The 24,980-nt window shown below is 71.3% G+C and carries 19 protein-coding genes and 1 riboswitch; of the genes, 10 read left to right on the forward strand and 9 right to left on the reverse strand.

Annotated elements, in window-relative coordinates:
• The first annotated feature begins 38 nt into the window (after positions 1 to 38).
• The 3 genes from MDN94_RS11300 to MDN94_RS11310 all read left to right on the forward strand — a co-directional run bounded on the left by MDN94_RS11300 (position 39) and on the right by MDN94_RS11310 (position 5,383).
• Complete coding sequence (locus MDN94_RS11300; protein WP_482725688.1) at positions 39 to 1,625, forward strand: serine/threonine-protein kinase; 1,587 nt, start codon at positions 39 to 41, stop codon at positions 1,623 to 1,625.
• A 179-nt stretch (positions 1,626 to 1,804) separates the two neighbouring features.
• On the forward strand, positions 1,805 to 3,421 hold the full coding sequence (locus MDN94_RS11305; RefSeq protein ID WP_482725689.1) for a succinic semialdehyde dehydrogenase: 1,617 nt from the start codon (positions 1,805 to 1,807) through the stop codon (positions 3,419 to 3,421).
• A gap of 63 nt (positions 3,422 to 3,484) precedes the next feature.
• On the forward strand, positions 3,485 to 5,383 hold the full coding sequence (locus MDN94_RS11310; RefSeq protein ID WP_482725690.1) for a GMC oxidoreductase: 1,899 nt from the start codon (positions 3,485 to 3,487) through the stop codon (positions 5,381 to 5,383).
• 92 nt (positions 5,384 to 5,475) lie between these two features.
• On the opposite strand, the gene MDN94_RS11315 is transcribed toward MDN94_RS11310, so the two are convergent.
• Both MDN94_RS11315 and MDN94_RS11320 read right to left on the reverse strand, forming a co-directional pair.
• Positions 5,476 to 6,519, reverse strand: a complete 1,044-nt coding sequence (locus MDN94_RS11315) for an LAETG motif-containing sortase-dependent surface protein (protein WP_482725691.1) — start codon at positions 6,517 to 6,519, stop codon at positions 5,476 to 5,478.
• 697 nt (positions 6,520 to 7,216) lie between these two features.
• A complete protein-coding gene (locus tag MDN94_RS11320) occupies positions 7,217 to 7,504 on the reverse strand; it encodes a chorismate mutase (protein WP_208545425.1) in 288 nt (95 codons plus the stop codon).
• Between the two features lie 311 nt (positions 7,505 to 7,815).
• On the opposite strand from MDN94_RS11320, the gene guaA reads away from it, so the two are divergent.
• The 3 genes from guaA (at position 7,816) to MDN94_RS11335 (ending at position 11,541) form a co-directional block, all read left to right on the forward strand.
• Entirely contained in the window at positions 7,816 to 9,411 is a 1,596-nt protein-coding gene (gene guaA / locus MDN94_RS11325) for a glutamine-hydrolyzing GMP synthase (RefSeq protein WP_307707838.1), read from the forward strand.
• A 241-nt stretch (positions 9,412 to 9,652) separates the two neighbouring features.
• Complete coding sequence (locus tag MDN94_RS11330; protein WP_482727056.1) at positions 9,653 to 10,888, forward strand: hypothetical protein; 1,236 nt, start codon at positions 9,653 to 9,655, stop codon at positions 10,886 to 10,888.
• Between the two features lie 131 nt (positions 10,889 to 11,019).
• Complete coding sequence (locus tag MDN94_RS11335; protein WP_482725692.1) at positions 11,020 to 11,541, forward strand: DoxX family protein; 522 nt, start codon at positions 11,020 to 11,022, stop codon at positions 11,539 to 11,541.
• Here the strand turns inward: MDN94_RS11335 and MDN94_RS11340 are convergent.
• Positions 11,451 to 11,771, reverse strand: a complete 321-nt coding sequence (locus MDN94_RS11340; RefSeq protein WP_482725693.1) for a hypothetical protein — start codon at positions 11,769 to 11,771, stop codon at positions 11,451 to 11,453. The two genes, MDN94_RS11335 and MDN94_RS11340, sit on opposite strands and share 91 nt — an antisense overlap.
• A complete protein-coding gene (locus MDN94_RS11345; RefSeq protein ID WP_482725694.1) occupies positions 11,758 to 13,035 on the reverse strand; it encodes a PspC domain-containing protein in 1,278 nt (425 codons plus the stop codon). Before MDN94_RS11345 ends, MDN94_RS11340 begins: the two co-directional genes overlap by 14 nt.
• A 203-nt stretch (positions 13,036 to 13,238) precedes the next feature.
• Between MDN94_RS11345 and MDN94_RS11350 the strand changes: the two genes are divergently transcribed.
• A complete protein-coding gene (locus MDN94_RS11350) occupies positions 13,239 to 14,528 on the forward strand; it encodes a PspC domain-containing protein (RefSeq protein WP_482725695.1) in 1,290 nt (429 codons plus the stop codon).
• Positions 14,525 to 15,214 (forward strand): LuxR C-terminal-related transcriptional regulator, encoded by a 690-nt coding sequence (locus MDN94_RS11355; protein ID WP_307707843.1) that lies wholly within the window; start codon positions 14,525 to 14,527, stop codon positions 15,212 to 15,214. The genes MDN94_RS11350 and MDN94_RS11355 overlap by 4 nt, the downstream gene beginning before the upstream one ends.
• Positions 15,215 to 15,232: 18 nt before the next feature.
• Here the strand turns inward: MDN94_RS11355 and MDN94_RS11360 are convergent, their stop codons facing one another.
• Together MDN94_RS11360 and MDN94_RS11365 are read right to left on the reverse strand one after the other, a co-directional pair.
• On the reverse strand, positions 15,233 to 15,985 hold the full coding sequence (locus MDN94_RS11360) for a GNAT family N-acetyltransferase (RefSeq protein ID WP_482725696.1): 753 nt from the start codon (positions 15,983 to 15,985) through the stop codon (positions 15,233 to 15,235).
• 119 nt (positions 15,986 to 16,104) lie between these two features.
• The gene (locus MDN94_RS11365; RefSeq protein WP_482725697.1) at positions 16,105 to 17,163 is read right to left on the reverse strand and encodes a C40 family peptidase; all 1,059 of its coding nucleotides are present in this window, start codon (positions 17,161 to 17,163) and stop codon (positions 16,105 to 16,107) included.
• A 342-nt stretch (positions 17,164 to 17,505) separates the two neighbouring features.
• On the opposite strand from MDN94_RS11365, the gene MDN94_RS11370 reads away from it, so the two are divergent.
• The gene (locus MDN94_RS11370) at positions 17,506 to 17,859 is read left to right on the forward strand and encodes a hypothetical protein (RefSeq protein ID WP_482725698.1); all 354 of its coding nucleotides are present in this window, start codon (positions 17,506 to 17,508) and stop codon (positions 17,857 to 17,859) included.
• An 80-nt stretch (positions 17,860 to 17,939) separates the two neighbouring features.
• On the opposite strand, the gene MDN94_RS11375 is transcribed toward MDN94_RS11370, so the two are convergent.
• A complete protein-coding gene (locus MDN94_RS11375) occupies positions 17,940 to 19,124 on the reverse strand; it encodes a C40 family peptidase (RefSeq protein ID WP_482725699.1) in 1,185 nt (394 codons plus the stop codon).
• Positions 19,125 to 19,126: 2 nt separating this feature from the next.
• Positions 19,127 to 19,288: riboswitch (cyclic di-AMP (ydaO/yuaA leader) on the reverse strand.
• A gap of 241 nt (positions 19,289 to 19,529) precedes the next feature.
• On the opposite strand from MDN94_RS11375, the gene pcrA reads away from it, so the two are divergent.
• Positions 19,530 to 21,965, forward strand: coding sequence for a DNA helicase PcrA (gene pcrA / locus MDN94_RS11380; protein ID WP_482725700.1), 2,436 nt, complete (start codon positions 19,530 to 19,532; stop codon positions 21,963 to 21,965).
• Between the two features lie 159 nt (positions 21,966 to 22,124).
• On the opposite strand, the gene MDN94_RS11385 is transcribed toward pcrA, so the two are convergent.
• Entirely contained in the window at positions 22,125 to 23,696 is a 1,572-nt protein-coding gene (locus MDN94_RS11385) for a M23 family metallopeptidase (RefSeq protein WP_482725701.1), read from the reverse strand.
• A gap of 231 nt (positions 23,697 to 23,927) precedes the next feature.
• Positions 23,928 to 24,785, reverse strand: coding sequence for an esterase/lipase family protein (locus MDN94_RS11390; protein ID WP_482725702.1), 858 nt, complete (start codon positions 24,783 to 24,785; stop codon positions 23,928 to 23,930).
• Positions 24,786 to 24,980: the final 195 nt, after the last annotated feature.

Here is a 24,980-nt window from a genome sequence, read left to right on the forward strand (position 1 = left end):
CTCCGTAACCTGTCATTCCAAGGAACGGGGCGGGGTACGTGGAACACATTCACAGCACAGGCACCGGTCTGCTGCTCGCCGGGCGTTACCGGCTGGGCGAGACCATCGGCCGTGGCGGTATGGGCAAGGTATGGCGCGCCCATGACGAAGTGCTCCACCGGGTGGTGGCGGTCAAGGAGTTGACCGCGGGGCTCTACGTGTCGGAGGCCGACCGGGCCGTCCTGCACGCCCGCACCCAGAAGGAGGCGCGCGCGGCCGCGCGCATCAGCCATCCCGGTGTCGTCACCGTGCACGACGTGCTCGAGCACGACGCACGGCCCTGGATCGTCATGCAGTACGTCGACGGCCCCTCGCTCGCGGACGCGGTCAAGGAGCCCGGGCGGATCGATGAGACGGAGGCGGCCCGGATCGGGCTGCACATCCTGCGGGCGCTGGGCGCCGCGCACGCCGCAGGGGTGCTCCACCGGGACATCAAGCCGGCCAACGTCCTGCTGGCCAAGGACGGCCGGGCGCTCATAACGGACTTCGGGATCGCGGCCATCGAGGGCGATTCGACGATCACCAGGACGGGCGAGATCGTCGGTTCGATCGACTACCTCGCGCCGGAACGGGTCCGCGGCCACGACCCCGGCCCCGCCTCGGACCTGTGGTCACTGGGCGCGACGCTGTACACGGCGGTGGAGGGACGGTCGCCGTTCCGGCGCTCCTCGCCCCTGTCGACCATGCAGGCCGTGGTCGACGAGGAACCGCCTGCCCCGGTACGGGCGGGCAGGCTCGCTCCGGTGATCCTGGCCCTATTGCGCAAAGAACCGTCGCACCGGCCTTCCGCGGCCGAGGCGGAGCGGATGCTGACGGACGCCATGGAGGGCCGTGGGACGGTGGAGACGGGGCGTACGCGGGTGCCGACGCAGCGGCTGCCGCAGCCGGGCGACGCGGTGGACCGGTCCCGCACCGTACCGGCGCCCGGACCCTCGCAGGCAGTCGGCCGTCGCGGCGGGCGCGTCCGCACGGTGGTGATCGCCGTCGTGCTGGCCGCCGTTCTGGGCGGCGCCGCGGGTCTGGCGATGCAGTACGCGGGCGACGGCGGGGACGGCCGTAAGGGAGAGGCGGCGGCCGCCGGAGGCGCCGTGACGGGCGGCGCCGAGAGCACCGCGCCGGAGGATGCCGGGATCCCCGAGGGCTGGCGACGCGTCAAGGACGTGGCGGGCTTCAGCCTCTGGGTGCCGGACGGCTGGCGGCGTCAGACGGACGGCAACCAGATCGACTACACACCAGACAACGGCCGCCACCGCATCCGCATCAGCATCGACCCGGCGCCCGACCACGAGAACCCGTACATGCACATGCTCGACATGCAGAAGAACCTCAAGAAGCGCCTGCCGGAGTACCGCCGGGTGCAGCTCCACCCGAACACGTTCCGGGACCGGACGCAGTCCGCGATCTGGGAGTTCACCTGGACGGAGAGCAAGGAGCATCCCGGACCCCGACGGGCGATCGACCAGATGTACTACGAGGACGACGGCACGGAGTACGCCCTCTACATGTCCGGCCCCGCACACGACTGGGTGACGACCCGCGAGCAGTTCGACACCATGCTGCGGGGATGGCGGCCCCCGGCGCCGTGAACAGGGTCACGCGACTCCCCGAGGCTGCCGGAAAAATTGCCGGGCGTGCCCGCCGGACCGATGAATAGGGCCTGATCAGGGGTTATGTGCCAGTGATCGCTGGCGCGGTCGTGTGAGCATGGTGAAAAGCTGTTACCGACGGGTACCCAAAGTGCTGCTCTGCGCCTACTCTCGCCCCCATGACGGACTCGCAGGCCACCGCGGCCGCCCTGGGCACCAACCCGACAGCCGCCGCTCCGGCCGGCGCGCGCACCGCCGCCGACGTGGTGACCCCCGAACTGGTCGCCCGGCTGACCAAGTCGGTGGCCGGCTCCGGCCGCACGGCCAACCACGCGCCGTTCACTGGCGAGCAGCTGGCCGAACTCCCCGAGTCCACCCCCGATGACGTGGCCGCGGCCTTCGAGCGGGCACGCGCCGCCCAGCCCGCATGGGCAGCCACCCCGGTCCGTGCCCGCGCGGCCGTCCTGCTGCGCTTCCACGACCTGGTCCTCCAGCGCCAGGCGGAGGTCCTGGACCTGATCCAGCTGGAGACCGGCAAGGCCCGCCTGCACGCCCACGAGGAGGTGCAGGCCGTCGCCGTCGCCGCCCGCCACTACGGACGCAAGGCGCCCTCGTACCTGAAGGCCAAGCGGCACACCGGTGTCGTCCCCGTCCTCACGAAGACGACCGAACTGCGCCATCCGCGCGGTGTGGTGGGACAGATCGCGCCGTGGAACTACCCGCTGGAGCTGTCCGTCGGTGACGCGCTGCCCGCCTTCGTCACCGGCAACGCCGTCGTGATGAAGCCCGACACCGAGACGGCGCTGACCGCCCTGTGGGCGCGCGACCTGCTCGTGGAGGCGGGGCTGCCGGCCGAGGTCTTCCAGGTCGTCATCGGGGACGGCCCCGTCGTCGGCCCCGAGGTCGTCAAGCACGCCGACTACGTGTCGTTCACCGGCTCCACCCGTACCGGCCGCGAGGTGGCACAGGGCGCCGCCGCCCGCCTCATCGGCGTCTCCCTCGAACTCGGCGGCAAGAACGCCATGCTGGTCCTGCACGACGCGGACGTCGAGAAGGCCGCGGCCGGAGCGGTGCGCGCCTGCTTCTCCTCCGCCGGCCAGCTGTGCATATCGATCGAGCGGCTGTACGTGCACGAGTCCGTCGCCGACGACTTCCTCGAGCGGTTCGCCGCCCGAACCAAGGCCATGCGGCTCGGCAACTCCCTCGCCTACGGGGCCGACATGGGCTCCCTCGTCGGCGAGCGCCAGCTCGAGACCGTCACCCGCCATGTCGAGGAGGCCGTCGCCAAGGGTGCCAGGCTCCTCGCCGGCGGTGTCGCACGGCCCGACATCGGCCCGCTCTTCTACGAGCCCACCATCCTCGACGGAGTCGAGGCCCCGATGGCCGTGTGCACGGAGGAGACCTTCGGCCCGGTGGTCTCCGTGTACCGCTTCACCGACGAGGACGACGTCATCGCCCAGGCCAACGCCACCCCGTACGGCCTCAACTCGAGTGTCTGGACCAAGGACGCCCGCCGTGGACACGCCGTCGCCGCCAAGCTGCGCACCGGCACCGTCAACATCAACGAGGGCTACGCGCCGGCGTACGGCAGCGTCCAGTCCCCGATGGGCGGCATGAAGGACTCCGGGCTCAGCCGCCGCCACGGTTCCGAGGGCATCCTCAAGTACACGGAGGCGCAGACCGTGTCCCAGCAGCGTCTGCTGCCGCTCGCGCCGTCGTTCGGCATGGACGACGAGAAGTACGCGGCCTTCATGAGCGTCAGCCTCAAGGCGATGAAGGCCCTCCGTCTGCGCTGACCCGCCCGGTCCGACGGACCCCGTGACCCGCACCCGCACGCCCGCACCTTCATGAGGAGAGCCATGTCCGAGGTATCCCCTGCCCGAAACCGGGCCGCGGAGGACGACACGCGGTACGACTACGACGTGATCGTCGTCGGCTCCGGCTTCGGTGGCTCCGTGTCCGCCCTCCGACTGACCGAGAAGGGCTACCGGGTCGGCGTCCTCGAGGCGGGCCGCCGCTTCACCCGCGAGTCCCTGCCCAAGAGCTCCTGGGACCTGCGCAACTACCTCTGGGCACCGGCCCTCGGACTCTTCGGCATCCAGCGCATCCACCTGCTCGGGAACGTGATGGTGCTGGCGGGAGCGGGCGTGGGCGGCGGCTCCCTCAACTACGCGAACACGCTCTACGTGCCGCCCGCGCCGTTCTTCAACGACCCGCAGTGGAAGGACATCACGGACTGGCAGGAGGAGCTGAAGCCCTACTACGACCAGGCCCGGCGGATGCTCGGCGTGCGGCTCAACCCGACGATGACCCCCTCCGACGTCCATCTGAAGGCGACCGCGGAGGCCATGGGCGTCGGGGACAGTTTCCACATGGCGCCCGTCGGGGTGTTCTTCGGGGACGGAGACGACGCCGACGGGACGGTGCGTGCCAGGCCCGGCCAAGAGGTGGCCGACCCGTACTTCGGGGGCGCCGGACCCTCCCGCAGGGCGTGCAGCGAGTGCGGCGAGTGCATGACGGGCTGCCGGCACGGCGCGAAGAACACGCTCAACGAGAACTACCTGTACCTCGCGGAGAAGGCGGGCGCCACCGTGCACCCGATGACGTCCGTGGTCGCCGTCACGGAGGACTCGCGGGGCGGTTTCGCGATCAAGACGCTGCCCAGCGACAACAGGCGCAAGGGGAAGGGCCGTACGTTCACGGCCCGCCGCGTCGTCATCGCCGCCGGTACGTACGGCACACAGACCCTGCTGCACCGGATGAGGGACGGCGGACTGCTGCCGCGGCTGTCCGCACGGCTCGGCGAGCTGACCCGCACCAACTCGGAGGCCCTGGTCGGCGCTCAGACCGACAACCGGCGCTACCGCAAGCGGCACGGCGCGGAACGGGTCGACTTCACCCGTGGCGTGGCCATCACGTCCTCGATCCACCCGGACGAGAACACCCACATCGAGCCCGTGCGCTACGGGAGGGGTTCGAACGCGATGGGCGGCATGACCGTCCTTCAGGTGCCCTACCGGGCGAAGGGCCGTGTCGTCGGCTGGCTCGGCAACATGGCCAGGCACCCGTTGCTCGCGGTCCGCGCCCTGTCCAACCGGCGCTGGTCGGAACGGACCATCATCGGCCTGGTCATGCAGTCGCTCGACAACTCGCTGACGACGTACCGCAAGCCGAAGGGGATCGGCAAGGGACTGCTCACCGCCCGCCAGGGCCACGGCGCCCCCAATCCGAACCAGATCCCCGAGGCGACCCGCGCGGCGTCCCTGCTCGCCGAGGAGATCAACGGCTTCGCGGGCTCCAACATCGGCGAAGTGATGGGCACCCCGCTCACCGCGCACTTCCTCGGCGGCTGCCCGATCGGCGCCACGGCGGCGGACGGCGTCATCGACCCGTACCACCGGCTGTACGGCCACCCGGGCATCTCCGTCGTGGACGGCTCCGCGGTGTCGGCGAACCTCGGTGTCAACCCGTCGCTGACCATCACGGCCCAGGCGGAGCGGGCGATGTCGTTCTGGCCGAACAAGGGCGAGGACGACCCGCGCCCGGCCCAGGGCCGCGCGTACGAACGCCTGACCCCGGTCGCGCCCAAGGCCCCGGCCGTACCGGCGGACGCGTTCGGCGCGCTGAAGCTGCCGTTCCTCGGCATGCCGGCACTCCCGCCGAAGAAGACGGCGGAACCGAAGAAGACGGCCGAGGCGGTGGCCGAGAAGACGGCCGGGACCGAGAAGGCTGCCCTGCCCAAGCCTCAGGAGGCCTGAGCGCCCCACGGGCGATCCGCACGCACGAAGGCCGCTGCACCCCCCTCCGAGTGCAGCGGCCTTGGTGGCTCTGTGTGCCTGAGCTTCAGGCGTTACGCGGTGGCGTCACCACGGCGGCGCTTCATCGCGAAGACGACACCGGCGCCGGCGAGGATCGCGACACCGCCGACCGCGCCGATGACCGGCAGGGTCGAGTCGGAGCCGGTCTCGGCGAGGTTGCCGGTGACCGGGAGCTCCTTCACGTCGCCCTGGGGCTTGGTGTCGGGGCCCTTGTCCTTGCCCTCGCCGTCACCCGGCTCGGCCTCGCCCGGGTTCGGGTTCGGGGAGCCCGGCTTCAGGACGGTGAAGTCGGCGTACACGCCGGCGTTCTCCGCGATGCACTCCTGGCCGTCGACGTCGCCCAGGTAGCCGCCGGAGCCGAAGGAGTAGCTTTCGGCGGCCGGAGCGGTCTTGGCCACGTTGAGGCGGAGGTCGATCTTCACGAAGTCCTTGGACTTCATGGTCTCGACGCCCCAGAAGTAGTCACCGGCCAACTCCGAGTCGCCGATCCGCTCCCACTGGTCGGTGCCCGGGAGACGGAACTGCAGCTCGACGTGCTTGCTGAGCCACTTGTCCTCTTCGAACTGGTCGTTCTCGACCTCGGCGTAGAAGGCGACCTCCTTGAGGTCGGCCTTGGAGTTGTTGGTGATCGTGAGGTTGAACTCCTCCCAGCCGCTGCCGGCCACGATCTTGCCGGGCAGGCCGCTGATCTCGAGGCCGAGGGCCTTCTCCTCCCAGTCCTCGTCCAGCTCCTCGCAGTACGGCGGCTCCTCGGGGTCCTCAGGGTCCTGGGTGGGAGCGGAGGTCGAGGGCGAAGGCGCGGGGGAGGTGGTCTCGGACCCGGTGGGGGACGGAGACGTGGTCTCGGACCCGGTGGGCGCGGGGGAGGTGGTCTCCGACCCGGTCGGGGCGGGGGAGGTGGTCTCGGACCCGGTCGGGGACGGAGACGCGGTCTCGGACCCGGTGGGAGCCGGGGACGTGGTCTCCGTGGCCGAAGGGCTCGCGTCCGTCGCGAACGCGGCCGGCGCCGCCAGGAACGTGGCAGGGGCGATGACAGCGGTCGCGGCGGCGACGGCCATGGCACGGCGAAGCTTCATTGAGACCTCAGTGAAGTCCGGGTACCGCCGGACGCGGTACGAAGGCTGGTTGTGACCCCCCGGCACCACGGTGGGTGCGAACAGCTGAGGTCCTTGTTACGCATGCATGACCGGTGACCAGGGTGATTGGTTGCACGCCGACTCACGGGATCTTTATGTGACCTGCGCCACAGGCGTGACCATGGCCGGATCGTTCCGAACGCACCGGCGACGGTTCGCAACCGTGGCGGGCCGCGGGGCCGAGGGGCGCACCGCGTCGTGGGGAGGGGGTGCCGGCCCCGCCGCGAGGGGAAGCGCAGCGCAAGTCCGGCCTTCGGCGACAGGACGCGCGGGGCGGGTTCCGTGGGCGGCGACCGGGTCGCGGGGAGCGGGACGTGCTCGTGTCGGGTCGTACGGGACCGGGTGACGCGTCTGCGCGACCGTCGGAACGGGATGCGGCCGGCACCGGGCGTCCCCGGGGCCGACCGCTTGGGGTGACCGGGCTGCTGTCCCCTGCCGACCGGTCACGCGCGCTGGTGCGAGGTCCCACGACGTACCTGCAGTACGTCACACGCACCGGCGGAGCCACGCGTGGTTTCCTTCGAGGCCGCCCCTGGCTGGCACGGACAACGGGACCAACGAAGACCGGCAGGGCGCGTCACGCGCCGTACGGGTGAGGATGCGCCCGAACGCAGATACGCAGGAGTACCCGGGCCGGTCAGATCCGGCCCCGGCACAGCTCCAGCATCGTCATCGCGATCGACGTGCCCGGCTTGCCCAGCGCGTCCCTGTAGTGCCCCAGTACCTCCATCTCGCGCGCCAGGTTCACCCGGCGGCCGCCGGAGGCGATCCGGGCGTCCTGGATGACGGCCGAGACGGCCATCCGTTCCTGGATCAGGCCGATGATCCGGTCGTCGAGCGCGTCGATGCGCTCACGCGCTCCGGTGATCACCGTGGCGGCCGTCTCGGTGCGGGCGCCGGTCTTCTCGGTCTCGGTGACGGACATCTCATGGGCTCCTCGGGTATCGGTGGGGCCCCGGATCGGCACGGCCCGGAAATGCACAAGCGCCCCGGGCCTTGTCGGCCCGGGGCGCCTGGAAAGTCGCTGTCTGAAGCTAGGCAGCACGACCATGGCAGCCGGACGGGCCGGTGCCATAGGTAAAGACGAAGGTCAGCTGCTTCTGCATGCGGCCAGTATGGACCCGGCCCGGCCGCGCCGGGCAAACCGGGTTCGGATGGTGAGACGAAATGGGATCTCCGGCGCGCCGGTAGAATCGACAAAGCAGACCCTCTCTCCCCGCCGGAAGGCCGCCACCAGTGCCAGCAGCACCCTCCGCCGCCGCCGACCACTCCAACCCGGACGTAGTCCTCGTTGTCGACTTCGGTGCCCAGTACGCCCAGCTCATCGCCCGCCGCGTCCGTGAGGCCCGGGTCTACAGCGAGATCGTCCCGTCCACCATGCCGGTGGCGGAGATGCTGGCCAAGAACCCGAGGGCGATCATCCTCTCCGGCGGCCCCTCCTCGGTCTACGCGGAGGGCGCCCCGCGCCTGGACCGCGCGATCTTCGAGGCCGGGGTCCCCGTCTTCGGCATGTGCTACGGCTTCCAGCTGATGGCGACGACGCTCGGCGGCACCGTCGACAACACCGGCGCGCGGGAGTACGGCCGCACGCCCCTGCATGTCTCCAAGAGCGGCTCGACGCTCTTCGAGGGCACGCCGGACGAGCAGTCGGTGTGGATGTCGCACGGCGACGCCTGCTCCGCCGCGCCCGAGGGCTTCACGGTCACCGCGTCCACCGACGTGGTGCCGGTCGCCGCCTTCGAGAACGACGAGAAGAAGCTGTACGGAGTGCAGCACCACCCCGAGGTGATGCACTCCACCTACGGCCAGCAGGTCCTCGAGCACTTCCTCTACCGCGGCGCCGGCATCGAGCCGAACTGGACCACGGGCAACGTCATCGAGGAGCAGGTCGAGGCGATCCGCGCGCAGGTCGGCACCAAGCGCGCGATCTGCGGTCTGTCCGGCGGTGTGGACTCCGCGGTCGCCGCGGCGCTCGTACAGAAGGCCATCGGCTCGCAGCTCACCTGCGTGTACGTCGACCACGGTCTGATGCGCAAGGGCGAGACGGAGCAGGTCGAGAAGGACTTCGTCGCCGCCACCGGCGTGCAGCTGAAGGTCGTCGACGCGGCGGACCGTTTCCTCAAGGCGCTGGCCGGGGTCTCGGACCCCGAGGAGAAGCGCAAGATCATCGGGCGCGAGTTCATCCGGGTCTTCGAGCAGGCGCAGGCCGAGATCGTGGCCGAGGCCGCGGGCGGCGAGGACGTCGCGTTCCTCGTCCAGGGCACGCTCTATCCGGACGTCGTCGAGTCCGGCGGCGGCACCGGTACCGCCAACATCAAGTCGCACCACAATGTCGGCGGCCTGCCGGAGGACCTCGAGTTCGAACTCGTCGAGCCGCTGCGCAAGCTGTTCAAGGACGAGGTCCGCATGGTCGGGCAGGAGCTCGGCCTCCCGGACGAGATCGTCCAGCGTCAGCCGTTCCCGGGACCGGGTCTGGGCATCCGCATCGTCGGCGAGGTCACGCGTGAGCGGCTCGACCTGCTTCGCGAGGCCGACGCCATCGCCCGCGAGGAGCTCACGGCGGCCGGTCTCGACCGCGACATCTGGCAGTGCCCCGTGGTGCTGCTCGCCGACGTCCGCAGCGTCGGCGTCCAGGGCGACGGCCGCACCTACGGCCACCCGATCGTGCTGCGCCCGGTCTCGTCCGAGGACGCGATGACGGCGGACTGGACGCGGATGCCGTACGAGGTGCTGGCGAAGATCTCGACGCGGATCACCAACGAGGTCGCGGACGTGAACCGAGTGGTCCTCGACGTGACGAGCAAGCCGCCGGGCACCATCGAGTGGGAGTGACCTCTCCCCGACTTCAACGCCGACGCCGTCGCTCGTTCGTCCGAGCGGCGGCGTCGTCGTTCCGGCCGTCGGCCGAAGAGTGGGCGCCGACCGACGGGGTGGCGTCAACACGGTGAGGTCGTGATTCACCCGGCGTGGCCTCGGCCATCAGGGTGGCGGCGGTTTGCGTGCGGCACAATTCCCATGCATCACAAGGCAGTTGTTCTTCCTGATGCGGGAGAGGTGGCGTTCGGTCGTGGCGATGCAGCAAGCGGGACGGTGCGACGAGTGCGGGCACGGCGCGCGCGAGAGCCACCGGCGCGCGGTGGCCGAATTCGTCGGCCTGCGCGAGGGGTTCGCCGCCGGCCAGGGACTGCCCGCGGGCGTGGCCCACTCGCCCGGCGCTTCGCGCCAGTGGGTTTCGGACGAGCTGACCCAGGCCGCCCTCACGGTCTCCGACCGCGACCGGGAGGCGGACGGCGCCCGGCTGCGCCGGCTCAGGCTGCGTTCACTCGTCGCCGTGTGGGCCTGCTTCGGTGTCCTCGCCACCGTGCAGCTGGTGACCGCCATGGGCGCGGGCTGGACCGGCGCCCGTACGGCAGGACTGCTCGCCGCGCTGGCCGTCGCCGGTGCTCTCACTGCCGGCGCCCACGCCCACCGGGCACGCGGCGGGCTCCTCGCGCCGCTTGCCGGGGAGGACAACCGGCTCTCCACCTCACGTTCCGTCGCCATCGCCTGGGTGCTGGTGGCCTGCTACGCGCTGCTGGTCCTCGCGCTCCAACAGGCGTGGTCCTCCGCACCCGCGGACCACGACCGGCTCGCCGGCGGCCTGGCCCTCGGCCGGGGCGCCGGCCTGCTGACCGTCCTCGCCCTGGTCTGCGGGGTCGCCGTGCTGGTGCGCCGGGTCGTCGCCGTGCGCGTCCGGGGCCAGCGGCTGCAGAAGGTGCCGGCCGACCGGCCCCACCCCCGCGACCTCGTCTGCGACGACGACGGCCGGGCCGCCTTCGCCGATGTGCAGTACGTGCTGCTGAGCGCGGCCGCCATGACGTACACGCTGGTGCAGCTCGGGCGCGGCCCCGGGCGGCTGCCCGAGCTGCCGTGGGGCGCCGTCCTGTTGATGGCCGTCTCCGCGGGGACGTACCTGGCCGCCAAGTACGCGGAGGGCGGCGGGCCCGTGGTGATGTCGGTGGTACGGGCACGGGAGGCCGGTGACCTGGACGGACCGATCCGCACCGGAGACGACATCGAGCTCCGCGGTTCCGGCTTCGTCCCGCCGGGCGCGGGCGTCCCCGACCGGCTGGCGCGCATGGTCGTCCGCATCGGGACCGTGCATGTGCACGTCCCGCTCATCCCGGTGCCCGGCGGATTCGCCAACCCGACGGACACGGTGCTCACCGTGCCGGTGCCGGCGGAGGTCGAGCCCGGGCGGGTCGATGTGCAGGTGGTGACGGCCGCCGGCGTGGAGAGCAACCGCTGCCTCATCGAAGTGACGTACTGACGTCGCGCCTTGCCCCTCACCCGTGTGTCACAGGACCCGTGCGTCACAAGGTCTGTGACTAGTCTGGTGAGCGGCACGACCGCGCCGTACGTATGGTCGGGCGACGGGTCGACTGAAGGCGGGGACCAGCGATGACACACACTCATCGGGCAACGGCGGACCACGGGGCGCCCGCCGATGAAGGACCACGCGGCTTCAGGGAGCGGGCCGGCCGGTACGCCCTGCTGCCGCTGCGTGTCTTCCTCGGCGTCACGTTCATCTACGCGGGCCTCGACAAACTCACCGACAGCGCGTTCATGTCGGCGACCGGAACCGGTTCCATCGGCGAGATGATGAACGCCGTGCGGGACTCGTCCGCCGTGCCGGCGCTCGTCGATCTGGCGCTGAAGAACCCGGAGGGCTTCGGCTACGCCGTCGCCCTCGGTGAACTGGCCGTCGGCATCGGCACCCTGGTCGGGCTGCTGGCCCGGCTCGCCGCCCTCGGCGGGGCACTGATCTCGCTGAGCCTGTGGCTGACGGTGAGCTGGCAGACGGACCCTTACTACTACGGCAACGACCTCGCCTACCTGATGGCCTGGCTGCCGTTGGTGCTCGCGGGCGCCTCCCTGTTCTCCCTCGACGCGCTGATCGCGGCCCGGCGCCGCACCCCGTAGTGCACGGCGGCCACCACGCCCGCCATGAAGAAGCCGCCGACGATCACGGGGAACGCCACCCACCAGGGCGTGTGCCAGGCGCCGCCCGCGTCCCCGCCGTAGAGCAGCGCCACTGTCAGGACGCACAGCCCCGCGACGAACCTCGCGGGGCGGAAGCCGTGCCGGAACGCGCGACCGGACCCGTCCGCCCCGTGGCGCACGGCCCCCTCACCGGACTCATGACTCTGCACGGGTCACCTCCACCTGTCCGATGCCCACTTCCAGCTTCAGCTCCAGCGTCCCTGCCGGCCCGGCCCCGGCGGGCGGTGGCAGCGTGCGCCGGCGGTCCTGGCTCGGGCCGACGTCGATGTCGTTCGGGGTGTCCCCGGGGAGCCGGAGGTCGCCGACGCCCACCTCGGCGTCCAGCTTCACCGTCGCGTCCTTCGGCAGCACGACCTTGAGCTGCCCCGCCCCGATCTCGGCCCGTGTCGACACCGCCTCGCCCGCGGGGACGGAGAGCGCGGACAGGTCGAGGGTGCCGACCCCGGTGCCCAGCTCGTAGAGCGGCTCGACGGCGGTGACCGACGCCGGCCGCCAGTGCTGCTCGCCCCAGCTCGTGCCGATGTCCTTCGGCAGCGCCGATGCGCCGGCGAGCATCCCCGCCGTGACCAGCGTCAACAGGATCGTGCCGAAGCCCGTGCGGCCCAGCACGGCGCTGACCAGCAGGCCGAGTCCGAACACCGACAGTGCGGCCACCAGACCGATCTGCAGGGCGGTGCCCAAGGGCTGCCCCTCCCAGCTCAGTCCCGTCCCCAGACCGCCCGCGACGAGTGCCAGGAGGAAGACCGCGCCGCCGATTCCCCGCGGACCGCGGTTTGCCGGCGGCACCCGCCCGCTTCCGCCCCGGCCGTGCGGCGCCGAGGCGTCCGCCACCGCCGCGTCGGGGCCCCACAGATAGCCGGTCGGCACCGGGCCGGTCGTGCCGTCCTTGACGATCGGGTCGCGCCACCACGAAGGGCTCTCCGGCACCGGCGGGGCCTTGGTCTCCGGAGGGGCCTCGGCGACCGTGTGCGCCGTCGCCGTGTCCATCGGTGCGCCTTCGGTCGTGGCGAGCCGGCGGCGCTGGGACCACACGGCCGCCCCGGTGACCGCCAGCGACAGCAGCGCGGCGAAGGAGAGGGCGCTGTCGTTGCCCAGCATGGAGAGGAAGATCCCGCAACCGATCAGGGCGAGGAGCACGGCCGTCAGCGACGCGCCGTCGACCCGGCCCGACAGCAGCCGGCGGAACTCGTTCTCCTCGTCCTCCTCCGAGGGGAGCAGCAGCCAGGCGAAGCCGTAGAAGATCAGCCCGATTCCGCCGGTCACCGAGAGCACGCCGACCGCGATCCGGAAGATCACCGGGTCCACGTCGCAGTAGCGGCCCAGTCCGCCGCACACACCGGCAACCACCTTGTGGCGCGGGGAGCGGCGCAGCTGGGGTGCCTCGGGGGGCGGGACGGTCGGCTGCTCTGTCATGGGTCCATGGTGACGGGCCGAGAGGTGGGGCGGGAGCCGCGCCGACCCTGGCCGTTCCCTGATTTCCGTCCCTGAGCCCTCCTCGGGACTGCGGCCGGGCCTCCCTCGGACACCCAAGGACGCACCCGGGGATCCCGGGGATCAGGGACGGTTGGGGGACGACCCTGATACCGCGTCCCGTTCCGCCGTGTGACGATCGATGCATGCCAGTCGCCACGCCCGGAACCACCGGCCCCTCGCGCGCCCCGCTGCCCGAGGAGCCGGCTCTGCGCAAGCTGTACCGCAGTGCCGACGGGCGGATGCTCGGCGGTGTGGCCCGCGGTCTGGCCGGGCACCTGGGGCTGCCCGTCATCTGGGTGCGCCTGGTCTTCCTCGGGCTGTTCCTTGCCGACGGCCTGGGCGCCGTGCTCTACGCGGTGTTCTGGATCGTCGTCCCCCTCGGGGTCGGAGGCCGGGCGGCGGAACCGCGCTCGGTGTTCGAGACCACGCCGGACGGGCGCCGCCGGCTGCGCAAGCCGGACAAGGGCCAGCTGTTCGCGATGGTCGCCCTGCTCTTCGGGGCCGCGGTCTTCGTCGGCAACGTCGACATGCGCGGCAGCGACCGCTACGTCTGGCCGACGCTGCTCATCGGCGCCGGAGTCGTCCTGGTCTGGCGGCAGGCGGACAACGCCCGCCGCGCCCGCTGGACCGACGTGGGCCGTCGGCGGCGGCTGCTCCAACTGGCCAGGGCGCTGGCCGGCGTGGCCCTCGTCGGCATGGGCCTGACCGTCTTCATGGTGGTCCGCGGCTCGGCCGCCCAGCTCGGCAATGTGCTGACCGCCGCGGTCGCCGTCATCGCCGGTGTCGCCCTGCTCGCGGGCCCGTGGCTGGTGCGGATGACGCAGGACCTCTCCGAGGAGCGGACCATGCGCATCCGGGCCCAGGAGCGGGCGGAGGTCGCCGCTCACGTCCACGACTCCGTCCTGCACACCCTGACCCTGATCCAGCGGAACGCCGACGACGCCGGCGAGGTGCGTCGGCTCGCCCGCGCCCAGGAACGCGAGCTGCGAAACTGGCTCTACAAGCCGGAGGGCACCGGCAAGGACGAGGACGAGGAGCCCGACACCCTCGCGGAGGCGGTCAAGAAGGCGGCTGCCGAGGTCGAGGACAAGCACGGGGTCCCGCTCGAGGTCGTCGTCGTCGGCGACTGCCCGCTCGACGACAAACTGGGCGCACAGATGCAGGCCGCCCGCGAAGCGATGGTCAACGCCGCCAAGTACGGTGGCGCGGGAGGGGCGGTGCAGGTGTACGCGGAGGTCGAGGGCCGTACGGTCTTCGTGTCCGTACGGGACCGGGGGCCGGGATTCGACCTGGACGCCGTACCGGAGGACCGGATGGGCGTCAGGGAGTCGATCATCGGGCGTATGCAGCGCAACGGCGGGACGGCACGACTGCGCTCCGTGCCCGGAGGGGGCACGGAAGTGGAGCTCGAGATGGAGAGGGCGGACGGATGACCGAGGCGGCCGGAGAGACCACAGAACGTCGGGTGCGGGTCGTACTCGTCGACGACCACCGGATGTTCCGCACGGGAGTGCAGGCCGAGATCGGGCAGACCGAGCGCACCGGCGTCGAGGTCGTCGGGGAGGCAGCCGACGTCGACCAGGCGGTCACCGTGATCACGGCGACCCGCCCCGAGGTCGTCCTCCTCGACGTGCACCTGCCCGGCGGCGGCGGGGTGGAGGTGCTGCGCCGCTGCGCCTCGCTGATGGCGGCGGCCGAGAACCCGGTGCGGTTCCTGGCGCTGTCGGTGTCCGACGCGGCCGAGGACGTGATCGGCGTCATCCGCGGCGGCGCCCGTGGCTACGTCACCAAGACGATCACCGGCAGCGACCTGGTCGACTCGATCTTCCGGGTGCAGGACGGCGACGCGGTGTTCTCGCCGCGGCTGGCCGGCTTCGTGCTGGACGCCTTCGCCTCGACGGACGCGCCGCCGGTCGACGAGGACCTGGACCGGCTGACGCAGCGGGAGCGGGAGGTGCTGCGGCTCATCGCGCGCGGATACGCGTACAAGGAGATCGCCAAGCAGCTCTTCATCTCGGTGAAGACGGTCGAGTCGCACGTGTCCGCGGTGCTTCGCAAGCTTCAGCTGTCCAACCGGCACGAGCTCACCCGGTGGGCGACGGCACGGCGCCTGGTGTGACGACGCCGCCACGTCGGGTCAGGTCAGGGACATGTCGGTCTTGTTGCCGACCCTGACGTAGCCCACGGCGGCGTAGACCCGTTCGACGTCCGCGTCGCCGGGCTCCAGCCACACGGTCCGGCAGCCGCCGTCGAATGCCTTCGCGGTCAGGAACGCGGAGAAAGCCGCGCCGATGCCCCTGCGGCGGTGGGTCGCGGCGACCGCGAGTCCGGTCAGCTCACAGAGACCGTCGACCGGGACCGAGCAGCTGCCGGCCGCGACCGGGGTGCCGTCGGTGTCGTCCGTGGCCACAGCGGCGACCCCGCCGCCCTCCACCACCTTCCGCAGTGCGCCGATCTCGCCCTCCGTCGCCTCGCCCTCGAAGCCGTATCCGGCATGCTGCACCCCCGCCGCGGCCCGGTAACCGGCCTCGTCCGACACGACGGTGAAGGTGATCCCCGGCACCGGCGGTGTCACGAGCGCGTCGGGGGAGCAGGCAAGCAGGGGTGCACGGCGCTCGACCGTGAAACCGGCCGCCAGCAGGGCCGGTTCTACGTCCGGCGCGCAGGACGGCAGGAACTCCAGGCGCGGCAGCCGCTCCTTCTCGCGGAACACCTCGATCAGGGCCCGGATGTCGTCCGCCGTCGGACTGGCGGCATGGTCGGGCACGGCGTAATTGACGGGCGGGATGGGCCAGTCGGCGTTGTAGCGCACCGTGAAGGGGCCCACACGTACGTGGCCGGGTGAGCGGAGTGCGAGCGTGCGCACATAGTTCTGGACGTCGAGGTCCACGTACGGCTCCTGCTGGTCGGGGCTGGAACGGACCCCGGGATGGTGGCACCGGCCCGGGGAACGGGCAACCGGATTAAGGGGAGGGCAGCCGCTTCGAGGGGCCGCCGTGCCCGGGCGGGTCACGCGGGGCGGGTCGCTCCCGCGAACGGCATCCGGTCGATGGGCGCCACCCGCACCGGGGCACCGGGGCGCGGGGCGTGGATCATCTGCCCGTCGCCGATGTAGAGGCCGACGTGCGAGACGCCGGAGTAGAAGAAGACCAGGTCACCCGGTGCCAGTTGGGAACGGGGCACCCGCGCCCCGACGTTGATCTGCGTGTACGTGGTGCGCGGCAGTGAGACCCCGGCGGAACGCCAGGCGGCCCGGGTCAGCCCGGAGCAGTCGTAGGACCCGGGGCCCGTCGCCCCCCACACATAGGGCTTGCCGATCGCTCCGTGCGCGTAGGCGACGGCCTGCGCCGCGCGGCTGTTCGGGGCCTTCAGGGTGCCGCGCGCAGTGCCGGCGCGGTCCGCCCGCGCCGGTCCGTCCGACTCGGTGCCGCCGTTGTAGCGGGCCCGCTGCTCGGCGGTCAGCCGGGCCAGCAGGCGTTCCGCGGCGGCGAGTCTGCTCCGCACGGCGGCCTTGTGGCCGGCCAGTTCCTTGCGGTGTGCCTCGAGTTCGGCGATACGGTCACCGGCCTGGGCCTTGAGCTGTGCGAGCTCCCGTAACTGCCGGCGCACGTCAAAGACCGCGGCGGCCTGGAGCGCTCCGGCCCTTTCCGCGACGGCGGCGCGCCGGAGGTACTCCTCCGGTTCGGAGGTCAGCGCGAGCCGCAGACCGGGGTCCGTGCCGCCGTCACGGTACTGGGCGGTGGCGAGGGAACCGAGGGCGTTGCGGGAGGTGTTGAGGCTCGCGGTCCGTCGCGCGGCCTCGTCACGCATCGAGTCCAGCGATCTGCGGGCGCTCTCCACCCGTTCCCTGGCGCCGTTGTGCTTCTCGGTGGCGACCTCGGCCTCCTGGTACAGCTGGTCCACCTCGGCCCGGATCTGCGCGGGGGTCAGGACCGGTTCCGCGTGTCCCGTGCCGTCGAACGCGGTCGTGGCCGCCGCGCCCGCCAGGGCGAGCGTGACCGCGGTACGGGCGGCGGGTCCGTCGAGCCGGCGTCCACGGGGCTTTCGGTGTTCCCGGTGTGCTGCCACGAGGGCTTCCACGTCCTTCCGTCGTCCCTGCCGCCGCACCTGCGTCCTGCGGCGGCCGCACGGGGAAGCGGTCCGCCGCAGGACTTTCCGGCGGTGGCGGCCGAGTGCCGTCCGGCTGTACGACGGCTCGCGGGGAGTCGGCCACCTGGGGAAGGACGCTAGGCCCCGTATCGACGGCGGCGGGACGCAACGACCGGAAATCTCCGAAAATGGGCGTCGGGCAGCCATTGATGAACGTCCGACCGTCGTCGCGGACGCGCATCGATCGGTCCCCCGACCGATGCCGCGGACAGGGCCACCTGCCCGGCCGACGGTGGTATGGGCAGAGTTAGGCTCCGGGCCATGGACGTACTCATCAATGTCTTCGTCGCACTGCACATCATCGGCATCGCCTCGCTGCTGGGCGGGTTCCTGACTCAGATGAAGGCGATGGGCGAGGGCACCGCCCGCTTCAGTCCCGCGATGCTGCACGGTGCGCTGACCATGCTGGTCACCGGTGTGGCCCTGGTGGGTCTGAACCAGGCGGACGACCAGACGGTCAACAACCTCAAGATCGGCATCAAGCTGGCGGTGCTGGTCGTGATCCTCGGCCTTGTGTACGTCAAGAGGGACGAGGAGAAGGTCGACAAAGCGCTCTTCGGTGCGGTGGGCGGCCTGACCGTGGCCAACATCTTCGTCGCCACGCTCTGGACCTGACCCGCGCGCGGACGCACCGGTGCCCGGACGGCTCGGCCGCCCGGGCACCGGTGCGTCCGGCCTCGTGCCGGTCCCGCGCCTCAGGCGGGGCGGACGCTGCCGTAGATCGGCATGTAGTAGATGGACTCCTCGCGGACGTTCGTGCCCGGCTTGGGCGCGTGGATCATCTTGCCGTCGCCGATGTAGATGCCGACGTGGCTGATGTCGTCGTAGAAGAAGACCAGGTCTCCGGGGAGCAGGTCGGCCGTCTCGACACGGGTGCCGACCTTCACCTGGTCCCAGGTGGTGCGCGGCAGGTCCACCCCCGCCGCCTTCCACGCGGCCGCGGTGAGGCCGGAGCAGTCGTACGAGCTCGGGCCCGTCGCGCCCCATACGTAGGGCTTGCCGATCTGGGCACGGGCGAACGCGAGGACCTTGTCGGCCTTGGCCGCGTACGTGCCGTCGTCGGTGCCGGTGCCGGTGCCGGTGTCGGTCCCCGGGTCGGTGGTGCCTGTCTCCGGGGTGGCCTCGCGCTCCTGCTGCTGCCGCTCGGCCTCCGCCCGGGCCGCCGCCTCCGCCTCCGCCTCCGCCTTCGCCTTGGCCTCGGCCTTGCGACGCGCCTCCTCCTCCTTCTCCCGCTCGATCGCGGCGAGGCGTGCCTTCTCCTCCGCCGTCAGCTCGGAGAGCAGGGCGCGTGCCTCCGCGAGCTTCGTCTGCACCGTCTGCTTGCTGGTGCGCAGGGCCTCCTGGGAGTCCGTGAGGGACTCGAGGCTCTTGGTTGCCTCCGCGCGCTGCTTCGCGGCCGCGGCCCGCTCGGTCTCGTACTCGCTGACGGCCCTGCGCTGCTGGTCCGTCATCCGGTCCATCAGCTGGGTCTGGTCGAAGTACGCCTGGGGGCTGTCCGCGAACATCAGCGCGGCGGTGGGGGCGACGGAACCGGTGCGGTACTGCGCTGCCGCGTAGTTGCCGAGGGCGCGGCGGGACTCGTTCAGCTTCTCCGTGCGCTCGGCCGCCTCGTCGAGCAGCCGGTCGACCTCCTGGCGCTTCTCCGCCGTGGCTTCCTTCGCCTTGTTGAACTCCTGCGTCGCGCTGCCGGCCTGCCGGTACAGGTCGTCGACCTTCTTCTGCACCTCTTCGATGCTGGGCTTCGGGTCGGACGGCGCGGCGGTGGCGCTCTGTGTGGAGAGCAGCGTCACACCGGCGAGGGCGGCCGTGGTGAACCCGACGGCGGTGGACGGTTTTGCGGTACGGCTGCGGGGCTTGCGATGCGACGCCAAGGCCGGCATCTCCTTCTTCCGTGGACCGCCTACCGGGTTAGCTGTCGGGTTCGGGCGAACGGAAGACGCCCTACGGACCGAACGGGGCACGGTCCGATTCACCCCGGTGATGCTTGGTGGGTCCCCGGTTCCGAACTCCCTCGGGAGAAGCCCGGATTCGGCGCAGGCCGCCCGTTCGGCGTGGTTCGCCGGGAGGGATGCGGGCCGCCTGGTCGAGCACGCTAGCCAACTCGTGCGTCTGCTGTGAAGGTTGATGTTCGATATGTCCGATACATTTTCGTGACCCTTTTCGCGGGCGGGTCTCCGGCCCGGCCGACGGTCGCCCCGCGGATCCGCACTGTCACATACCGTGGCGCCCGCCGGTGTCCCTGTGCGGCCACGGTTGTCGGTCCGGCCGCCTAGACTCGTTAAGCGATGAGCAGCCTCTTTGACGACAGCTTCCTGGCGGACCTCCGGCCCGACGCGGACGGGCCCCCGCCTCCGCCCGAGGACCCGGCTCCGGAGCAGCTTCCGGACGACCTCTTCCAGGGCGCCTTCGACGTGCCTCCGGCCCGCGACGGTTACTACCGCGACGGCGCGCCGCGCCCCGTCGTGGACCCAGCCGCCCTGCTCGACGGGCTGAACGAGCAGCAGCGCGCCGCCGTCGTGCACACAGGCTCACCGCTGCTCATCGTCGCCGGCGCCGGCTCGGGCAAGACCAGAGTGCTCACCCATCGCATCGCCCACCTGCTGGGCACGCGCCGGGTCCACCCCGGCCAGATACTGGCGATCACCTTCACCAACAAGGCCGCCGGCGAGATGAAGGAACGCGTCGAGCAGCTGGTGGGCCCGCGCGCCAACGCGATGTGGGTCATGACCTTCCACAGCGCGTGCGTCCGGATCCTGCGCCGCGAGTCCAAGAAGCTGGGCTTCACCTCGTCGTTCTCGATCTACGACGCGGCGGACTCGAAGCGCCTGATGTCGCTGGTCTGCCGTGATCTCGACCTCGACCCGAAGAAGTTTCCGCCGAAGTCCTTCAGCGCCAAGATCTCGAACCTGAAGAACGAGCTGATCGACGAGGAGACCTTCGCCGACCAGGCCGTCGACGGATTCGAGAAGACGCTCGCCGAGGCGTACCGGATGTACCAGGCCCGGCTGCGCGAGGCCAACGCCCTGGACTTCGACGACATCATCATGACCACCGTCCATCTGCTCCAGGCGTTCCCGGACGTCGCGGAGCACTACCAGCGGCGGTTCCGGCACGTCCTCGTCGACGAGTACCAGGACACCAACCACGCTCAGTACACGCTCGTGCGCGAGCTGGTGGGCAAGGGGTACGAGGACCTGGAGCCGGCGGAGCTGTGCGTCGTCGGTGACGCCGACCAGTCGATCTACGCCTTCCGCGGCGCGACCATCCGCAACATCCTCCAGTTCGAGGAGGACTACCCGGACGCGACGACGATCCTGCTGGAGCAGAACTACCGATCCACCCAGACGATCCTCTCCGCCGCCAACGCCGTCATCGAGCGCAACGAGTCCCGCCGTCCCAAGAACCTGTGGACGAACGCCGGCGCCGGCGCCCAGATCACCGGCTACGTCGCGGACACCGAGCACGACGAGGCCCAGTTCGTCGCCGACGAGATCGACCGGCTCACGGACTCGGGCGAGGCGAAGGCCGGCGACGTCGCCGTCTTCTACCGCACGAACGCCCAGTCGCGTGTCTTCGAGGAGATCTTCATCCGCGTCGGCCTGCCCTACAAGGTCGTCGGCGGTGTGCGCTTCTACGAGCGCAAGGAGGTCCGCGATGTGCTGGCCTACCTGCGGGTCCTCGCCAACCCCGAGGACAACGTCCCGCTGCGCCGCATCCTGAACGTGCCCAAGCGCGGCATCGGCGAGCGTGCGGAGGCGATGATCGACGCCCTCGCGCTGCGCGAGAAGATCACCTTCCCGCAGGCGCTGCGCCGTGTCGACGAGGCGTACGGCATGGCGGCCCGCTCGGCCAACGCGGTCAAGCGGTTCAACGTCCTGATGGAGGAGCTGCGCACGATCGTCGACTCGGGCGCGGGCCCGGCCGTCGTGCTGGAGGCCGTGCTGGAGCGGACCGGATATCTCGCGGAGCTCCAGGCGTCCACGGACCCCCAGGACGAGACGCGCATCGAGAACCTCCAGGAACTCGCCGCCGTGGCCCTCGAGTTCGAGCAGGCCCGGGGTGACGAGGAGGGCACCGGCACACTCGCCGAGTTCCTCGAGCAGGTGGCGCTCGTCGCCGACTCCGACCAGATCCCCGACGAGGACGAAGAGGGCACCGGTGTCATCACGCTGATGACCCTGCACACCGCCAAGGGCCTCGAGTTCCCTGTCGTCTTCCTCACCGGCATGGAGGACGGCGTCTTCCCGCACATGCGGGCCCTCGGGCAGACGAAGGAGCTCGAGGAGGAGCGGCGCCTGGCCTATGTGGGCATCACCCGCGCCCGTGAGCGGCTCTATCTGACCCGGTCCTCGATGCGCAGCGCCTGGGGACAGCCGTCGTACAACCCGCCGTCGCGGTTCCTCGAGGAGATCCCCGGTCAGCACCTGACCTGGAAGCGGACGGGTCCGATGGCGGCCCCCGCCGGACCGACGTCCGGCATCGCCTCTTCGCTGTCCTCCTCCCGTTCGCGCGGCGGCGCCTCCGGCTTCGCCACGCGGCGGACGAGCGACAAGCCGGTGATCTCGCTGGCCGTGGGCGACCGGGTCACGCACGACCAGTTCGGTCTGGGGACCGTGGTCGAGGTCAAGGGTTCGGGGTCCGAGGCGCAGGCGACGATCGACTTCGGGGACGAGAAGCCGAAGAGGCTGCTGCTCAGGTACGCCCCGGTCGAGAAGCTCTGACGACGGTGTTCGGCCCCTGCGGGGGCCGGCACTCCGGACATCCCAGGACGCGTACGTCAGGCGTGCGCGGACACCTGTCTCCACGACCGTGCGCACAGGCGCACGCCGACGCCCGTCCGTCCGGGCACGCTTGACGCGGGTTCGACGGGCCGGGCGGGTCTATGCGGGATCGAGGCCGTGGCTGCGCAGCCAGGGCAGCGGGTCTATGGCCGCGCCGCCGCCGGGCCGGACCTCGAAGTGGAGGTGCGGTCCGGTGGAGTTGCCCGAATTGCCCGAGTAGGCGATGACGTCACCGGCCTTGACGTAGCCGCTGCGGATCTTGGTGGTGCTCAGGTGGCAGTACCAGGTCTCCGTGCCGTCGGCCGCGGTCACGATGGCCATGTTGCCGTAGGCGCTGTTCCACTGGGTGCGGACGGTGCCGTCCGTCGCGGCCATGACGTCGGTGCCGTACTGGACGGGGAAGTCGATACCGCTGTGCAGAGACATCCAGTTGACGCCGGACTGGCCGTAGTACGCGCTGAGTCCGTCCTGCTTCACCGGCAGCACGAACTTGGGGCGGAGCGCCTCGCGGCGGGCTGCCTCTTCCTCGCGCTTCTTCTTCTCCGCCGCCTGGCGCGCCTTGAGGTCGATGCGTTCCTGGGTGCGGGAGGCCCGGTCCCCGAAGTCACGGGCGTCGGCGCTGAGCGCGGCGAGCTGCGTGTCCATGGCGTTGTTGGCGGCGACCGGCTGCACGGAGGCGGGGTCGGCGGCTGCCACGTTGGTCTTGTCGTCCGTCGTCCCGCTCTCGCTGCCGAGGCCGCTGACGGACGCGGCGGCGATGCCGGCGACGCCCATGACGCAGGCGGAGGGAACGGCGACGGTGAGGAGCGCCGAGCGCTTGGCGGGGGTGCGGCGGCGGCCGCGGCTGCCGCCGGAGCGGCGGACCGGGCGGGGTGAGACGGGTGTGGCGGGTACGGCCGGCACGGCGGTCATGGTCCGGGTCATCGCCTCGTGATCCGGAACGTCGTCGCTCTGCGGAGCGTCCGGGTCGACGTCGGCCTCAGTGCCGTACTCCGCCTCGTAGCCGGTTTCGGCGTCCGCCGCCGAGGCCTCGGGCTCGGCGTCCTGTGGTGCCTCGAAGGTGTAGCCGTACGTTTCGCCTGCTTCGTACCCAGGTGCTTCGTACCCCGGGCCGGTCTCGTACGCCTCGCCGGTCTCCTGCGCCGGGGCCGACTCGTAGGCGTCGCCCGTCGGATATGCGCCGTAGGTCTCGTACGTCTCGTAACCGGTCTGCGGGGTGAACTCCTGCTCCGGCACGAACTGTTGCGGGACGAGTCCTTCGGGCGTGGCCGCCCCGGAGTTCCAGGCCGTGGCGTCGTAGGCGCCGCTGTCGAAGGTGCCGGGGGCCCACTGGGCGGTCGCGTCGTAGGCGAAGGCCGCGGCGGCCGTCTCGTACTGGCCGGTGCCGCCGGCCTCGTTCCAGGCGCTCGCGTCCCACTGGCCGGTGGTGTCGTACTGCGCGTACTGCTGCTGCTCGTACTGCGCGTCGTACGGGGGCTGTTGGGTCTGCTGGGCCGTCGCGTAGGCGTCGTGCCCGGTGCTTCCGTCGCCGCCGGCGTTCCACTGGGACGAGTCGTACTGGCCGCTGTGGCCCGCCTCGTAACTTCCCGGCATGGCGCCGAAGAGCGGGTCGGAGTCGAAGCTGCCGGTGGCGTACCCGCCGTACCCGGCGTTGGTGTGCTGGTCGTTCACCAACTTCTCTCTCGCCTCGACAGCAGGACCTGTTTCCGGGGGCCACCTGTTTGCAGAGGGGGTCCCACGGGGAAGCAGTGGCGCGACTGTACCCGGCGGTACGCGACGGCGACAATCTTCGGAGGCATCTACGCAATCAGGAAACGGGCATTCAGTCGCGTTTCGGCGGCCCAGGGGCAGAGCTTTGGCCCTACGTTCGAGAAGTGTTCGATGGATCGCTCGAAGGGCACCTCAAGCGACGGACGCGGTACCCGAAGAAGAGCCCGCTTCCGACACGCCCGACTCGAGAGCCTCGCGGATGCCGTCGGCGACGGCGGGGTGAACGGGCAGTGCGAGATGGCCGATTCCGCTCACTCGCACGTTCTGGGCGAGAAGGTCCGGATGGTCGAGGCGGGCCGTCTCCACCGGCGACATGATCCGGTCCAGATCGCTCCAGAAGCTGACGAACCGGGTGCGGCAGCCGGGCGCGGGCATGCGCAGCTCCTCGATCACCGGCGAATCCGGCCGCATCTGCCGCACGATCGGGTGGGCGCTCGCGAGCGGGGCGACGGCCGTGCCCGAGTGCGGGGTGCCGAGCGTGACGAGGGTGCGGACGCGGTGGTCGCCGCCAAGGCGCTGGACGTAGTAGCGGGCGATCAGGCCACCCAGGCTGTGCCCGACGATGTCGATCTCGGGGTGGCCGGTGCGCGCGCAGATCTTTTCGACATGGCGGCCGAGCAGATCCGCGGCGGCACGGATGTCGCAGGTGAGCGGCGAGTAGTTGAGGCACTCGACATGGCGCGAGCCCTGCCGGGCGAGGGCGCGGCGGAGCAGTACGAACACCGAACGGTTGTCGACGAAGCCGTGGAGCAGGACGGTGGGGACGGCGTCCGGTGTGCCGGGCAGGCGGCGTGCGGCCCCGGCGCCCGCACGGGCGTCGTCATCGGCTCCCGCGTGGGGACGCGGGCGGGGGCGGCGCTCCGGAGTGAGGCCGGTCGGATAGAGCAGCAGGTGCCCGGCCAGGATCGCCAGCTCCAGAACGGTCGCGCGCAGCAACGCTGCGGACCACTTCACCGGCAGCGTCATGGGAAAGGGAGGCAGGACCCTCATGACGACCTCCTCCCGTACGGCACGACGGGGGCGGCTCTGCCCCGCGTGCCCTCATGGGAAGCGCGCTCGGACCGGCGCGGACGTCTGCCCGCGCCGCCGGTGTCGCACCACCGTGCCGTGCGGCTGTCGGCACGGTGGTGCGACGACCCGTTGTGGACCTGCGGCGGCTCCCCGTGCGACCGTGCCGGCGGGCTG

It is taken from the genome of Streptomyces sp. WAC00040, assembly GCF_056835925.1.

Coding starts and splice junctions, on each gene's coding strand:
- MDN94_RS11305 (WP_482725689.1), top strand. CDS start 1,805: ATGACGGACTCGCAGGCCACCGCGGCCGCCCTGGGCACCAACCCGACA.
- MDN94_RS11310 (WP_482725690.1), top strand. CDS start 3,485: ATGTCCGAGGTATCCCCTGCCCGAAACCGGGCCGCGGAGGACGACACG.
- MDN94_RS11315 (WP_482725691.1), bottom strand. CDS start 6,519: ATGAAGCTTCGCCGTGCCATGGCCGTCGCCGCCGCGACCGCTGTCATC.
- MDN94_RS11320 (WP_208545425.1), bottom strand. CDS start 7,504: ATGTCCGTCACCGAGACCGAGAAGACCGGCGCCCGCACCGAGACGGCC.
- MDN94_RS11330 (WP_482727056.1), top strand. CDS start 9,653: ATGCAGCAAGCGGGACGGTGCGACGAGTGCGGGCACGGCGCGCGCGAG.
- MDN94_RS11335 (WP_482725692.1), top strand. CDS start 11,020: ATGACACACACTCATCGGGCAACGGCGGACCACGGGGCGCCCGCCGAT.
- MDN94_RS11345 (WP_482725694.1), bottom strand. CDS start 13,035: ATGACAGAGCAGCCGACCGTCCCGCCCCCCGAGGCACCCCAGCTGCGC.
- MDN94_RS11350 (WP_482725695.1), top strand. CDS start 13,239: ATGCCAGTCGCCACGCCCGGAACCACCGGCCCCTCGCGCGCCCCGCTG.
- MDN94_RS11355 (WP_307707843.1), top strand. CDS start 14,525: ATGACCGAGGCGGCCGGAGAGACCACAGAACGTCGGGTGCGGGTCGTA.
- MDN94_RS11370 (WP_482725698.1), top strand. CDS start 17,506: ATGGACGTACTCATCAATGTCTTCGTCGCACTGCACATCATCGGCATC.
- MDN94_RS11375 (WP_482725699.1), bottom strand. CDS start 19,124: ATGCCGGCCTTGGCGTCGCATCGCAAGCCCCGCAGCCGTACCGCAAAA.
- pcrA (WP_482725700.1), top strand. CDS start 19,530: ATGAGCAGCCTCTTTGACGACAGCTTCCTGGCGGACCTCCGGCCCGAC.
- MDN94_RS11390 (WP_482725702.1), bottom strand. CDS start 24,785: ATGAGGGTCCTGCCTCCCTTTCCCATGACGCTGCCGGTGAAGTGGTCC.